Raw genomic sequence first — 13,601 nt, forward strand, 5'->3', positions numbered from 1 at the left:
GCATAGGGGAATGGGATGAAACTGCTGAAGCTGATTGTCAAAAACCTGATGAGAAACAAAGTCAGAAGCATCCTGACCCTGCTGGCTATTTTCTTCCTGGTTGCCATCTTCACACTGATTGCCACCGTCATCCGATTTCTTGATGATCAGATGACTGAGCAATCCAAAGACGTGCTGGCGGTCATTACCGAACGCCATCGTATTCCCAGCCGGTTTGATCGTAAGTACATGGACGATATCAGCAGCACTGGCAGTATCCTGAATTCCAATCTTTCCAACATCGAAGGATTTCGCAGTGACAAAACTAACATCTGGCATTTTGTCATTTTCACGCTCGATCCTGCGATGAAGGATCCTGACAAGATATTCTTTTCCATCGCTTGCATTCCGGAAAAGATAGGGACAATGACTGATGGCTTGAAAGGTTTCGATCCCGAAGGCAAAATCTGTCAGATGATGAAGAATCCACCTGTTTCAAATGTGGACAATATCGGCATTGTTATGGGTCCGGAACGTATGAAAAAACTGGGCAAACAGATTGGCGATGTTTTTAAAGCCCAGACTATTCTCCATCGAGGGTCGGATGGAAAGCCCATTGAATTTGAAGTGGAGATTGTCGGCGAGTTGCCGGGCGGTAATCGATGGGCACAGGCTGCATTTATGGATTACGAGTATCTCAGTCGAACGCTTAAGGCGGTTGGCTCCGAACTTGATGGCAAAGTCAATCTCGGTTGGATCATGACGGACAATCAGCAGTCGGCGATTCAAACCGGGGGAACCATCGAAACCTATCTGCCTGACGTGAAGTGCGAAACCCTCTCAGCAGCTATCGGTCGGTTTCTGGAACCGTTCAAGGACATTCTCTGGGGTGTAAAATGGCTGCTGGTACCTGCTATCTTCGCAGTGATGACCGTTATCGTAGCTAATGCGATCAGTATTACGGTACGTGAACGACGCATGGAGATTGCAGTGCTGAAAGTGCTCGGCTTCAGTCCCAACCAGATCATGTTTCTGATTCTGGGTGAAGGTGTACTTCTAGGCGCCTTGGCTGGAGGCATCAGTGCTGCCAGTGTGGTTTACATCTCACGGAATGTTTCTATCCTGGCAGGTTTCAACGTTCCCGATGCTGCTATCAGTTGGGGTTTTCTGGCTGGTGCCGGCACAGCATTCATAGGCAGCCTGTTTCCTGCTATTTCCGCCAGAACAGTCAAAGTAGTTGATGTCTTTTCGCGAGTGGCCTGATGATACCAGTAAGTTACAACTACCGAAATCTGATGGTGCGCTGGCGAACCACCATGCTGACTGCCATTGGTTTCACCCTCGTCGTCTCGCTGCTCGTAGTCATGCTTGCCTTTGTGCGTGGCCTGGCTGCATTGGCAGAAAACTCCGGCCACCCAGGCAATGTTATCATCTTGAAGGATGGCACTAACGATGAACTGTTCAGTGAAATCAACATCGACGATGTTCACAAAACCCTTTTCTCGCTCTGGAGCGGTGATTCACTCGTGCAGCGAGATCCAGATGGCACCGTATGGGTGAGCAAGGAAGTCTATGGCATTGCCACGCAGGAAATTCCCAGCCCCACTCCTGGCGGGCGGCCGAGCTATCGTTTCATTCAGATTCGTGGCATGGAAGATCCCGATATGGCAGGCAAAGTACACAGCCTGAATCTCCAACCGGGTGGTGAGTGGTTTAACCGCAGCGGCACCCAGTGTGTTCTGGGTGATGGGATCGCCCGCATGCTGGGATTGAAAGTGGGTGATACCTTCAGGCCTCGCCCCGGCTTGCCACCTTTATGGCAAGTGATGGGGATACTCGATTCAGCTGGTTCACCTTTTGATTCGGAAATCTGGGCCAAGCGAGAAGATGTTGGTAAGTACTTTGGTAAAGATAACGAAGAAACAAAACAGAGTCTTTACACGACCATTGTGCTGCGGCTTCCCAGCTATGAGATTGCATCGAAAGCCTGTGAGTACTACCGAGGCTTGCCTGACATCAAAGTCAATGCCATGCCAGAGAAAGACTATTACCAGAAGCTGACGGAAAACACGAAAACCTTTCAGGTATCAGCCATCGTCATTGCCATCATTATGGCCATCGGTGGGTGTTTTGGTTTGATGAACACCATGTTTGCAGCGGTGGCTCAGCGAATCAAAGATATCGGCGTCCTGAGAATCATTGGCTATTCGAAACTGCAGATTCTCCTGTCGTTTCTGCTGGAATCCATCTTAATCGCTTTTCTGGGGGGAATACTGGGTGTTCTGATTGGATTGGGAGTAAACGGTATTGAACAGAAAGGGCAACTAAGCTCAGGGCAGGGTAGTGGAAAAACAGTTGTGTTCAAAATGGTGGTGGACGAAGAAGTTATCAAGGTAGCAGCCATCTTCACCATTTTCATGGGGCTGATTGGCGGTATCATACCTGCAGTATCGGCCATGCGCATCAAGCCTCTCGATGCGGTGCGATAAACAGCGAGAAAGATGTGTATATGAAGCCTTTAGGCGTTGCCCTGTTAGGGTGTGGTGTCGTTGGCAGCGGCGTTGTCAGACTGCTGATCGAACAGGCAACGAGACTTGCCCAGCGTGCCGGCAGACCACTGCAACTTCGCCACGTTGTTGTCCGTGATGCTGAAAAAGAACGATTATTCGCAGTTCCTCCACAGTTGGTTTCCACTCGGGACGAAGTGGTTTATCAGGACCCTGATGTGGAAGTGGTCGTTGAACTGATGGGAGGTCTCGAACCGGCACGAACACGCATCCTCAATTGTTTCAAACACCGCAAGCATGTGATTACCGCAAACAAAGCCGTTCTGGCAACGCATGGCGATGAACTCTTTCGGGCAGCACATGATGCAGGCTGCACTCTCGGCTTTGAAGCAAGCGTCGGTGGCGGTATTCCCATTGTTCATGCATTGTCGCAGGGGCTAGCTGCCAACGACATAATTGCAATTAAAGCCATTCTCAACGGCACCACCAATTTCATTCTGACATCCATGTCGGAGAAGAACATTTCCTATTCCGATGCACTACTCGAAGCACAACGGCTTGGCTATGCCGAAGCTGATCCGACACTCGATGTCAGCGGGATGGATTCAGCACAGAAACTAGCTGTGCTTTCCCGTATTTGTTTCGGTGTCAGCATTCAGGGAGATGCCATCGAGCGACGAGGCATACAAGGCATAGAACTGGTCGATATCCAATACGCCCGCATCATGGGATATGCCATCAAACTGGTGGCGGAAGCCTGGATGAGCGAGCATCGCGTGGCATTGCACGTTGAGCCGACTCTCGTACATCGGTTTGATCCGCTGGCCCAGATGCCTGGTCCTTACAATGCCATTGAAGTAGTGGGCGATGTGGTGAAGGACACTTTGCTCTGTGGTCCGGGTGCGGGGCAAATGCCAACCGCCAGCGCCGTGGTTTCTGATTTGATTGACCTGGCTTTGGGACATGCTGCCATCAATTTCAATAGCATGCGATTGTGGTCGCCTGATAAGGGCATTGGATTACGTTCGCCTTCCGAAATTGAAAGCCGATTTTATTTGAGAGTGAATGCTGAAGAACGGCCTGGCAGTCTGGCTCAGGTGGCTGGTATTCTTGGCAAAGAGAAAATCAGTGTTGCTTCCATTGTCCAGCACGAGCAGCTTGAAACCCAGCGAGGCTTGGCTGTTCCCATTGTAATCAGCACGCACGCAACTAATCTGGGAGCTATTAGAAGGGCTGTATTTGCCATTGATGAGCTTACCAGTTGCTTGACCCCAAGTATTTATATGCCCATAGCTGAATAAATTGCGATGCCAGTAATTTGATGGTGTGCCAAAAATAAACTAAGCTGGATAAGTTGTGTTCCCTCTCGATATGATTGAGGGTGCTCTGAACTGACATACGCAGGAAGTTATTGTGTCGCAAAGCGAGCATGTGCTTGATCCACATTTTGTTTCCAAGGATGAAGAATCCCAGCCAACAGAGACTGGGTTGCAATACCTTTCCAGGCTCAGCTTCTCTCCATTGATGGAAATCTGGAAGGCAAGGTCTGCTGATGGTCAGTTAAGGCAGGTTAAAATTCTCAAGGGACTTTCCAGAAAACGAACCTTAACCGACAAGGAACTGGAAAAGATTGCCTATTTGAAATATCTGAAACATCCCCGGCTGGCACCTATCGACGACATTCATTTTGATGCAGGCCGGGTACAACTGGTTGGACCTTTGCCTGAATTAACCCTTTTTGATCGATGGAAACAATTACGAGCCCAGGGCAAGCAGGGCATTGAACGCAAGGAACTGTTGCAGTACCTGGCAATTGTTACTGAAGCTCTCGATTTCCTAAGTCGGCATGCCAATCTGCTGCACCTGTGCCTCAGCCCGCATTGCCTTTATTACTTCAGTGGTCGACTGCGTGTGGCTGACTACTGTCTGGCTCAACTCGCCTGGATTCCCGCAGGCCAGCAACTCGATCAGGTCACTTTGAAATACGCGGCACCTGAATTGTCTGAGGGTTTGTATCACGACCATTCCGATCAATACAGTCTGGCGCTGATCTACATTGAAATGCTGACAGGCCAGTTGCCGTTCCACGGCAATACGTTGCATCAGTGGCGTGAACAGCGTCGGGCCATGCAATTTGATTTCAAACTGCTGCCGGGCCATGAGCATGAAGTGCTGTATCGCGCGATGGAGTTTGAACCAGGCAAGCGGTTTGCCAATGCCACCAGCTTTCTGGAAAACCTGATCCAGTCGCAGGCATCAGCCAGTGGCTTCAGAAGTAAATTGCTCGATCCCTCCGTCGCAGAGTCATCACTTCTGTTGACAGGTGAAACCGTACCGGTGATTCCTCGTGAGGAAGTGGAAGCCATTCTCCGCCGACTGATTCAAGTCGTTTCCATGAAGACGGTCTCCAATCAGGACCAGGGCATTCGCTTCATGATCAGTGATGAAGGCGAAGTCATTCATCGTTGTGCAGCGTGGCTGCCGGGGGGCCTGGCGATTGATAAACTTAAAGGCTTTGCTCACGAGTGGGATGCGAAACTCGTGCAGGTTGACAAGGTCACTTCTGAATACACTTTCCAGATTCAGATGCAGCAGAATCTCTGGCAGAAGTTGCTGGGCCGCAAAGCTGAATTCATCGAAATACGAATCAAGCTAACCCCTCCTACGGAAGTTAACGTCAAGCAAACCGAAGTTGATATCCGTATTCGCTACACGGATTCCAAACCCGAAAACGAGCGTGACCGACTCGAAATTATTGTTCCTGCCTTGCTGTGCAGTTTGCGTACCTATCTGCTGGCGAAAAATGAAACCAGAACTGCTGAACGATTTCGTTATGAATCCAAAGTTTATCTTTACCCCATCTACGTGAACTGTGTTGGAGAGCCTCTGGTCTGCCAGTCACGTGATATCAGCAGCACCGGTCTGCGAGTGGTTGGCCCTGCGGAATTCACATCCAGCGATTGCATTGTACAATTGCATACGCAGGAATTTGGTTCGGTGATTCTGCCAGCCCGCGTGCAACGTTGTGAGCCACTTTCCACAGGCATGTATGATATCGGTCTGAAAATATAATCATTTTCATTTTGAGTCCTTTGTGGTTGTGCCAGTCTGACTAATAACAGTATGATGACATTCTGCTGGTTTTCGCATGCCCCGATAAATACCTGCCATGATTGGTCAGATCACAGCCTGCATAACCTTAATGACGTTGATCTGGTTGGCATCAATCCAACCTGGTGTGCTTATTCCTGCAGTTACTAAGCAGGACAGCAAATCAGTTGAGTACTTCGAAACACACATCAGGCCTATGCTGGTACAGCGTTGTCAGAGTTGCCATGGCCCGGATAAGCAAAAGGGTGGTTTGCGGTTGGATCAGCCTGAGTGGATCAGCCAGGGTGGTGAATCGGGCAAGATCATCGTTCAAGGCAAAGCTTCCGACAGCTTGTTGTTTCAGGCGGTCAGCTATCAGCATGATACTTTGAAAATGCCGCCACGTGGCAAGCTGGCCGATGAACAGATACAGCATGTGAAACAGTGGATTGATTCCGGCGCCGTTATGCCTGCAGCATCTGCTTCGACGTCGTCGGCACCAACAACTAGCTTCAACCTCGATGAACGATTGAAACACTGGTGTTACCAGCCTCTGAACAAAGTAAATGTGCCAATCGCAATCGATCCTGCGACTGTAATAACAAGCATCGATCCATTCTTTCAGCAAGCCTGGAAAACACAACAACTGCAGCCATCACCTGCTGTTTCCAAATCAGCCTGGCTTCGGCGTGTGACTTTTGACCTGATTGGCCTGCCTCCCACGCTCGATGAATTGGATGCATTTGAGAAGGATACATCCGATAAGGCATATGCATCGGTGGTTAATCGTTTACTTGCACGAAAAGAGTACGGCGAACGATGGGCCAGGCATTGGCTTGACCTGATGCGATATGCAGACACCCTGGGACACGAGTTTGATTATGATTTGCCTAACGCCTGGCGATATCGTAATTACGTCATTCGTGCACTCAATGATGATGTCTCGTACCGTCAACTGGTGCTGGAACACCTGGCAGGTGACCTGTTGCCTGAGCCTCGAATCAATCAGAAAGAGCAGTGGAATGAATCGATCCAAGGGACCGGTTTTCTCTGGCTGGGTGAAGCCAAGCACGGCCCGGTTGATATCAGACAGGAGCAAGCCGATCGTATTGACAACCAGATCGATGTTATCGGCAAAGCGTTTCTGGGGCAAACCATTGCCTGTGCCCGCTGTCACGATCACAAATTTGATGCCATTGCCACTCGCGATTATTATGCACTGTACGGTGTACTGCAAAGCTCACGTTTTCAGGAAGCATTGATTGATACTCCTGAACGCCGGGGGAACTTGATTGCGGACTTGAAACGCGTCAATCGTGAACTCTCTGCATTCCTGGAGCAGTCGCCAGAGAAGAAAATTACTGAGGAGCAGCCATCCGCACAGACAAAATCAGTTGTTTTCGATATCAGCACGTGCAGACCGCAAGGTGAAGCCTGGAATTGGAATGCAGAGAAAACCAGAACGGCATATTTCGATTCGAAAGCTAAATCATGGATGGTTCGTTCAGTGCCGGCCGGGTGTTGGGACAGTGGCCAGTTCAGCCAGAAGTTGGAAGGTTCTCTCCAAACTGTCAGTTTTACTATTCAGAACCGCTATCTGCATATACTGGCTGCTGGCATGAATGGTCGAGTCAGAGTCATCGTTGATGGCTTTGTGGTCATTCGCGATCCCATCTATGGAAGCTTGCGACGGGTCGTTTCCTCGCCAGTTTCACACTGGCAGACATTTGACCTGAACATGTGGCAAGGCCGGCAGGCTTATGTTGAATTCCTGGACGATGGGCCTGAAGAAATCAGCATGACACCAGATCAGGGTAGCCAGGGAATGTCCTGGCTGCAGGTCAGTGGAATGGTCGCCAGCAATGAAGCCAAGCCGCCGGAATTGCCGAAGGAAAAGTCCGTTCCGCCTGTTGCAATCATCCATGCAGAAGCACTGAAGTTGCTGCAGGAACGCAAAGCCTGCGAAGACAGAATGCAAGCACCACGATACAGCATTGCGACAGCAGATGGAAATGGATTAGATGAACACATTTTTATTCGAGGCAATCACCGCAGCCCGGGGGAACGGGTGCCACGAGGCCTCTCCAGTGTTTACTGTGGCCAACAGGAGTTGAAAACCAACCAGGGGTCTGGACGATTGGCATTGGCCGAAAGGCTGGTTGATCCCAACCAGAATCCACTTATTGTTCGAGTCATCGTCAACCGCGTCTGGAAGCACCATTTTGGCGAAGGGTTGGTCAAATCGGTTGATGATTTCGGTCGCATGGGGGCTGAACCAACAAGCATGGAACTGCTCGATTACCTGGCAGACTGGTTTGTGAAAGAGGGTTGGTCGCTAAAGAAGCTGCATCGCGAACTGGTGCTGAGTCATCTCTATCGTCAGTCTTCATCCCAGACTGACCAGGAAATCAGCAAACGTGATCCACAAAACGCATGGCTTTCTCGCATGCCTCTGAGAAGACTGGAAGCAGAGAGCCTGCGTGATGCCATGCTGGCCATCTCCGGGAGATGGAACCGCAAAAGTTATTTGGAAGGCAGCAAGATGCCTTATCTCACCAGTCTGATGCAGGGACGCGGCAAACCTTCTGCACAAGGTGAACTGGATGGCGATGGCTATCGCAGTATTTACCTCAGCATCAGGCGGAATTTCTTGTCCCCTTTTCTGACATCTTTTGATTTCCCCACGCCGTTTACCGCCATTGGGAAACGTTCCGTTTCCAATACGCCTGCTCAAGGATTGGCCCTCATGAACGATCCGCTGGTAAAAGAGTTATCATCGCAGTGGGCTTGCAAGCTATTCGAGCAGACAATGTCAGACCAGGAACGGATCGATCGAATGTACCGAATGGCCTATACGCGAAGTGCAACGAAGGATGAGTTGCAACTTGCTCAAGAATTTCTTGGCGAACAAATGAAGCAGCATCAACATCACGAACAAAAAGCATGGGCTGAATTGGCCCATGCTGTGTTCTGCAGCAAAGAGTTCTTTTTCATCCCTTGATGACGCCGATTGGCCTCAACCTGGCGACCTTGGTTGAGATACCTGACTGATGCACGACTTCGACAACATGATCGACATTCTTGTACGCATCAGGCTGTTCTTCTGCCAGGCCTTTCCAACTGCGTGCACGGGCTATGACACCACGTAACTCAAGTTCCTTGTCGATGCGTCTACCTTGAGCATGCTTGATGGCAGCAGTACGGCTCATGCATCGCCCCGCGCCATGGCATGTGCTGCCGAACGATTTTTCCATGCTGCCTGGCTTACCCGCCAGCACCCAACTGGCCCGTCCCATGTCTCCCGGAATTATCACTGGTTGGCCAATGCCACGATACTGACTGGGCACTTCGGGATGTCCCGGAGGAAACGCCCGGGTAGCGCCCTTGCGGTGTACCCAGACTTTCTTCTGTCGGTTATTGACGGTATGCTCCTCCAGCTTGGCGATGTTATGTGCAACATCGTACAGCAAGGTCATGCGAAGCTCTTCCCAGGTTTTGCCAAGTACCGAGGCAAATGCTTCACGAGCCTGCCACATCAGGAGCTGGCGATTGCACCAGGCGAAATTGGCTGCAGCTCGCATGGCACCCAGATAATGCTGCCCTTCCGGGCTGGACACTGGTGCACAGGCGAGTTGTCGATCAGGGAGCGTAATCCCATATTTTTCAGGGACACCACGCAATGAAGTCAATGCATCATCGCATACCTGGTAGCCGAGGCCGCGTGAACCGCTGTGAATCATGATGACCACCTGGCTGGGAAACAGTCCCATGGTCTGGCAAGCTGCTTCATCATGAATCTGATCAACTACCTGCACTTCGAGAAAATGGTTTCCCGAACCAAGAGTACCGCACTGCTGGGCACCACGGTCGAGTGCCCTGTCGCTGACCAGATCGGGGTCAGCCCCATCAAGCCTGCCATGTGCTTCGGTGAAATCAATATCACTCTCGGTAGCCAGCCCTCGCTTGAGCAGATAACGAGGCCCTTCCGCCATCAGTTGTCGCAATTCCGATCGATTGAAATGATATTTCCCGGATTGTCCCACGCCAGCCGGTACCGTTCGAAACAGCGTCTCTACGATGTTGCGCAAATGTGGCCGGACGGTGTCATAATCGAGATGAGTACGAATCAGCCTCACGCCGCAATTGATATCATACCCAACCCCGCCTGGTGAAATGACTCCACTTTCATCTGGATCAGTAGCACACACACCGCCAATGCAGAAACCATATCCCCAGTGTATATCAGGCATAGCAATCGATGCCATTTGTATACCCGGCAACGTTGCAACATTGGCTACCTGTTCCGGTGCAACATCTTTTCGAATGCTATCTATCAACACATCATCGGCAAAAATAATACCATCCACTTTCATATCCGGACGATACCCTTTGGGTATTTTCCATCGTGTTTCATCAAGCCGCTCCATCGGACCTTCATATCGTTCTTTAGGCATCGTACTCATCCTGAGGTGTTAAATATCAACGATGACTTCTGCAAGCCAGTCGCCATCAGATTGGTGTTCCAGTTTCAACTGATGATAGGTGATTGCTTTCACCTCATGCGAAGGAGGATGCCTCTGGCTGTCACAAGGTTCGCCATAAGCAACTGCTTCCAGTCCATCAACCGATAGGATTATTTCAAACCGTGAAAAGAGCCAGTGTTGCGTTTCGAAAAGATAGAGCAGTTGATTAAGCCAGTCGAAAAGGAGTAGATCACGATCTTTCTGTTTGAGCTGAATTGGAACAGATTGTATCGGTTTTACGTCAATGATTTTTTCTGTGATCAATTCAAATAAAGCCAATCCCGCTTCGACAAAAATATCCTGCAGAGTTGGACAAATAACCCTGATGCCAATATCAGCAGTATGTTCAAAGTATTCACGCATAATAATCCAAGTTGAGTGTGCAATTCTGGCATTTCATTTAGACATATATTATCAGTTATTTGTTCAAAATGTAAATTTATCGTAGCCGCAATAGAGAATTACTACTATTTCATCATTGGGAAATATTCACACTATGTACAAGAGGCTAATATGAGTAAGTCAGGTGCCAAGTTGGAACGGGGAGAAAAGGCTCAGGCTATTCGCGATGCTATGAAAGCTCACCCACTTCTGAAGAATCGCGAATTGGTGGATATCCTTGCTGCCAAGGGTATCAAATGCACCACCCAGGATATAGCAAACCAGAAGGCTCGTAACAAACGCATGGAGGGTGGTGGTGCTGGCAAGCAATCGTTGACCCTGGATGATCTGCTCAAGGTTAAAAACGTGGTAGCAGAAGCAGGTGGCATCAAAGCCGTGCAGGGCAAACTGAATGAAATTGAAGAACTGGCCAAGTTGGCTGGTGGACTAGAAAAGCTTCGCAAAGGACTGGATGTGCTACCGAAGTTCAGCAGCTAAGTGTGGCGCTGGTGGGACTTGAACCCACACGGACCTTACGGTCCAAGGGATTTTAAATCCCTTGTGTCTGCCGATTCCACCACAGCGCCCTGTGTCTGTAGAGAGTTACGATTACACGCGAAAACGTCAATACCCTCTGATATCCCAGAGGGTTTCTTTCTACTTACGACTGTGTTGTCAACGGACAGGTTCACTGGCCTGTATCATGAATGTATGGTTGATATCACCCTTTTCGAGTGCTGTCTGATTCTGACTGGCCCCACCGCTTCCGGTAAATCTGCCGTTGCCCTCCAGCTTGCAAAAACGTTTCAGACCGAAATTATCTCCATGGACTCCATGACCATTTACCGTGGCATGGATATTGGTACGGCTAAACCTTCCGAACAGGAACAAAAAGAAATACCACATCATTTGATTGATGTTCTCGACCCCTGGGAAAAATCCTCTGTTGCCTGGTGGCTGACACAGGCTCGGTCCATTGCTGAGAAAATCCTTGCCCGTGGTAAATGCCCGATCATCGTGGGCGGCACACCGCTCTATCTGAAGGCGATTAGGTATGGATTATTCGAAGGGCCTGAAATTGATCCTGCCATTCGGGCAGACTTGGAAACCAGAACTAACGTTGAACTGCATCAGCAGTTATCTGAAGTAGATCAAGCTGCGGCACAACGTATCCACTTGAATGATCACAAACGCCTGGTACGAGCCTTGGAAGTCTATCTTTCAACCGGGCAGACCATAACCCATTGGCAACAACAGTTTGATCAACAGCCCAAGCCTCGTTCAGTTCCAGTCTTCTGCATCGAAGTGGATCGACAGGAACTCTATCGCCGCATTGAAGCACGTATTGATTCCATGATGCAATCCGGCTGGCTGGATGAGGTTCAGCGACTATTATCGTTGCCTCAACCGCTCAGCAGGGAAGCATCTCAAGCGGCTGGCTATCGGGAACTTATTGAGCATCTGCAAGGCAAATGTAATCTCGATGAAGCAGTGGTAGCCATCAAGACACGAACCAGGCAACTCGCAAAAAGGCAACTCACCTGGTTTCGGCACTTTCCCGGATTGCAACATCTGACAGCTGAACAAGCGAAACATCAACTGCCCGGCTACATATCCTCCATGACCCCTTCCATCGAGTTAGCCGGTTCGCCTTTATAAAGCTTGCGATTGAGATTGGGATTGAACATAGTCCAATTGCTCTGCGTATTCTTGTCTTCCTTGATATCACGCACAAAGGCATGCGTACGAGCATCCAGATTATCAAGGTTGTAAATAAATACCGCTTCAGGTGTCATCGGCAATTTCGGACTGCCATATTCGAGTTGGCCATGATGTGAAACGATGATGTGCTTCAAGCGATTGACCAACTCTGAAGGAAATGGCTCTTCAGTCAATTGTTCTGCCTGTTTGATTTTCTCATTGAGGATTTCGACGCCAATCACGATGTGACCAATCAACTCGCCTTCATCAGAATAATTGAAAGCGGAATCGTAGCGGAGTTCGCGTATCTTGCCGATGTCATGTAGAAAAATACCCATCAGAACAATGTCCCGGTTCAAGGCGGGATAAACCGGCATCAGGCGTTCTGCACCATCCATCATGGTCACGACATGTTCCAGCAGACCACCCAGATAGGCATGATGTTGTCTGACTCCTGCTGGGGCTTTGCAGTATTCTCGAATCAGCTTGTCGTCCATGAAGAAGGCCTGGGCCAATGCCCGCAGATGCTGATCAGATGATTTGAACAACAGGCCTTTGAGTTTCTCCTGCAGCTTGGCGATATCCTGCTCGGTATGAGGCAGGAAATCAGTCATATCAAACTTCTCTCCACGCACGGATTGCACATCGGAAAGAATGATCTGCAATGCACCTTGAAACAGTTGCACTTTGCCCTTGGCTTTGATGAAATCGCCGGCGTTGATCTGCCTGGTCACACTTTCCGTGGCATTCCATAACCGGGCAACGAGCGACCCGGAACGATCACGTAATTCCAACTGCAAATAGGCTTGCCCCTGCCGATTGGTTTTCACCTGCTTGTCGGTAGCAAGAAAAATGTCATCAAACGAATCACCGTCAGTAAACTGGCGAATATAGCGTCGAGGCATAGGGAACTTTCTCAATCGAAATCATCATGATATGAATGGATGTCGTTATGGCTTTGGCTGTGCAGGTCGGGCGGGCAATTCGCAAACACCGTCTTTGCAGGGAACCAGTTGAAAACGGATCTTGGCAATCCAGAGGTATATCTTATTGCCCAGCCACGGTACGCCAGGCAAATAGAGAAACGGTGCAAGCAACCAGCAGGCAGGCAGCCGCCACGACATCCAGCGAAATGCTGTAAAGCCCCAGTAAATCGGATGGCCCGATGGCGGAACCAGGTGCATTTCCTCGATCATGCGGACTGGAACAAGTGGTGGCTGAGTCCTGGGCAGCTTTTCGGTTTCCCTGCAGTTTTGAAAGCTCAGCTTATTTAGCCAATCCAGTTTTCTCAGAATGGCTACGCTCTTCTGGCAGAAGGCACACTCTCCATCGAAGAGTACCAGTGCCTTGGCGTGTGCTTCAGGAATATCTGATTTGTGATCCATCACCATTATTCTACCGTGAACCTGCATTCATTGCA

At 49.7% G+C, this 13,601-nt stretch carries 11 protein-coding genes and 1 tRNA gene; 7 read left to right on the forward strand and 5 right to left on the reverse strand.

The features are described 5' to 3' along the window. Positions 1–15: 15 nt before the first annotated feature. The 5 genes from JNJ77_12940 (at position 16) to JNJ77_12960 (ending at position 8,577) form a co-directional block, all read left to right on the forward strand. A complete protein-coding gene (locus tag JNJ77_12940; protein ID MBL8823488.1) occupies positions 16–1,242 on the forward strand; it encodes an ABC transporter permease in 1,227 nt (408 codons plus the stop codon). Beyond that, on the forward strand, positions 1,242–2,468 hold the full coding sequence (locus JNJ77_12945; protein MBL8823489.1) for an ABC transporter permease: 1,227 nt from the start codon (positions 1,242–1,244) through the stop codon (positions 2,466–2,468). The genes JNJ77_12940 and JNJ77_12945 overlap by 1 nt, the downstream gene beginning before the upstream one ends. Positions 2,469–2,488: 20 nt before the next feature. Continuing rightward, positions 2,489–3,787 carry a homoserine dehydrogenase gene (locus tag JNJ77_12950; GenBank protein ID MBL8823490.1) on the forward strand — a complete coding sequence of 433 codons (1,299 nt, stop codon included), beginning with the start codon at positions 2,489–2,491 and terminating at the stop codon, positions 3,785–3,787. Positions 3,788–3,899: 112 nt separating this feature from the next. Continuing rightward, positions 3,900–5,558, forward strand: coding sequence for a protein kinase (locus JNJ77_12955; protein MBL8823491.1), 1,659 nt, complete (start codon positions 3,900–3,902; stop codon positions 5,556–5,558). A 130-nt stretch (positions 5,559–5,688) separates the two neighbouring features. Continuing rightward, positions 5,689–8,577, forward strand: a complete 2,889-nt coding sequence (locus tag JNJ77_12960; GenBank protein ID MBL8823492.1) for a PSD1 domain-containing protein — start codon at positions 5,689–5,691, stop codon at positions 8,575–8,577. On the opposite strand, the gene JNJ77_12965 is transcribed toward JNJ77_12960, so the two are convergent. Both JNJ77_12965 and JNJ77_12970 read right to left on the reverse strand, forming a co-directional pair. After that, positions 8,567–10,003 (reverse strand): RtcB family protein, encoded by a 1,437-nt coding sequence (locus tag JNJ77_12965; protein ID MBL8823493.1) that lies wholly within the window; start codon positions 10,001–10,003, stop codon positions 8,567–8,569. The two genes, JNJ77_12960 and JNJ77_12965, sit on opposite strands and share 11 nt — an antisense overlap. Before the next feature lie 45 nt (positions 10,004–10,048). Then, positions 10,049–10,462, reverse strand: a complete 414-nt coding sequence (locus JNJ77_12970) for an archease (GenBank protein MBL8823494.1) — start codon at positions 10,460–10,462, stop codon at positions 10,049–10,051. 150 nt (positions 10,463–10,612) lie between these two features. Here JNJ77_12970 and JNJ77_12975 point away from each other — a divergent pair, with 150 nt between their 5' ends. Then, on the forward strand, positions 10,613–10,978 hold the full coding sequence (locus JNJ77_12975; protein ID MBL8823495.1) for a hypothetical protein: 366 nt from the start codon (positions 10,613–10,615) through the stop codon (positions 10,976–10,978). A 3-nt stretch (positions 10,979–10,981) separates the two neighbouring features. On the opposite strand, the gene JNJ77_12980 is transcribed toward JNJ77_12975, so the two are convergent. Continuing rightward, positions 10,982–11,067: transfer RNA gene (locus JNJ77_12980), tRNA-Leu, on the reverse strand. Between the two features lie 124 nt (positions 11,068–11,191). Here JNJ77_12980 and miaA point away from each other — a divergent pair. After that, positions 11,192–12,139, forward strand: coding sequence for a tRNA (adenosine(37)-N6)-dimethylallyltransferase MiaA (gene miaA, locus JNJ77_12985; GenBank protein MBL8823496.1), 948 nt, complete (start codon positions 11,192–11,194; stop codon positions 12,137–12,139). On the opposite strand, the gene JNJ77_12990 is transcribed toward miaA, so the two are convergent. Both JNJ77_12990 and JNJ77_12995 read right to left on the reverse strand, forming a co-directional pair. Then, positions 12,088–13,086, reverse strand: coding sequence for an HD domain-containing protein (locus tag JNJ77_12990; protein MBL8823497.1), 999 nt, complete (start codon positions 13,084–13,086; stop codon positions 12,088–12,090). The genes miaA and JNJ77_12990 overlap by 52 nt on opposite strands. A gap of 45 nt (positions 13,087–13,131) precedes the next feature. Beyond that, positions 13,132–13,566: a DUF393 domain-containing protein gene (locus JNJ77_12995; protein MBL8823498.1), complete on the reverse strand. Its 435-nt coding sequence runs from the start codon at positions 13,564–13,566 to the stop codon at positions 13,132–13,134. Positions 13,567–13,601 lie beyond the last annotated feature (35 nt).

This window comes from Planctomycetia bacterium (assembly GCA_016795155.1).
Classification (GTDB): Bacteria; Planctomycetota; Planctomycetia; order Gemmatales; family HRBIN36; genus JAEUIE01.